Here is a 1,157-nt window from a genome sequence, read left to right on the forward strand (position 1 = left end):
AATTTTGACTTCCATCGTCACACCTCTTTTTTGCGCATTTTTACGATTTCTGTTTGAATGGCTTTCTCAATCTGGGTGTTTTCTGAGGCAAGCTGGCTGATTTTCCCGTCCGACAGTTGAAGGGCCGTATTGATTTGCTTTGCAGTAGCTTTATAGCTTTCAAGGAGTTCGTTTTTTCTTACTGCCTAGAACTGCTTCGCCAGCTGTCCCTGCCAAGTGGAGGCGGAAAGGGCGGGCTGGAGGCAGAGCTGTTCTTTCTCAGCCAGTGCGTACTTTGATTCCAAAAGCTCCTTTTTGCTTTTTTTCAGGCGTTCCAGTTCTTCCTGATTCCGTGACAGCTGCAGATTGTGTTTTCAAGTTTTTTCAGGGAAGGGGATGCTGTCTAGTATAAAAGCTTCCTGAATATAGCAGTTTGGCTCGGATTCAAAGGCAGATGTGCATAAACATCATTCATATGCAATACGTAAATCAATGTCGTAATTGTTCCTGAATCGCTTTTATTTTATTTATTTCATAACTATAATTTACATTACCTTTAAAGTATGACGTTAATTTAGTGAAAAACATTTGAGCATTATTTAATAATGCATTTAAGAATTCTTGTTTAGGTAATGTCACACTGATTATTTTTCCCTCCGCCAAGCTAAATAGCAGCATATCATTTGAAATAGTCTTCATTTCAACTTTAACTGGCTGGTCGGGGAAAAAAATCGTACCATACCCGGTTTGCAATACCTCTTCAACCAACTTAATGAAATAACTCCATAATTGATCAACTAAATCCCACAGGCTGAAATCCATTATGAAACGATCATAATATTGAATCGTAATAGCACCATTTATATAATCAAAATCTATTTCTTTGGAGAGATTTTTAATTTCGGTTTCATTGTCAATTCTTATGAAATATTTATATGGATTCTCAATCATCTCTTCCAAATTGCTGACTTCAAGATTGGGCTTTTTGATAAATGTATTAATTTTTAACATTAACTCACCTACATAGTTCTTTAAAGTTGCCTCTCGTTTTTTATCTATTTTAAATGTAATTTCAAAGATGGAAGTTAAGTCCGTATAATTGTGTAAAAAGGGTTATCTGAATATGAGGGAATATGGAGTATAGGGGCTGTTTTTCTGGAGGGGGTTGGCCAGCCCCC

General features: G+C 36.6%; 1 protein-coding gene. It reads right to left on the reverse strand.

Annotated elements, in window-relative coordinates; genetic code table 11:
* Window positions 1-468: 468 nt before the first annotated feature.
* Window positions 469-990 carry a hypothetical protein gene (locus tag C232_RS0118265; protein ID WP_018665548.1) on the reverse strand — a complete coding sequence of 174 codons (522 nt, stop codon included), beginning with the start codon at window positions 988-990 and terminating at the stop codon, window positions 469-471.
* Window positions 991-1,157: the final 167 nt, after the last annotated feature.

It is taken from the genome of Heyndrickxia acidiproducens DSM 23148, from assembly GCF_000374345.1.
In the GTDB taxonomy this organism is placed as follows: Bacteria; Bacillota; Bacilli; order Bacillales; family Bacillaceae_C; genus Weizmannia; species Weizmannia acidiproducens.

What these genes read in the sequence shown, in the direction of transcription:
- C232_RS0118265 (WP_018665548.1), bottom strand. Translation starts at nt 990, where the DNA reads ATGTTAAAAATTAATACATTTATCAAAAAGCCCAATCTTGAAGTCAGC.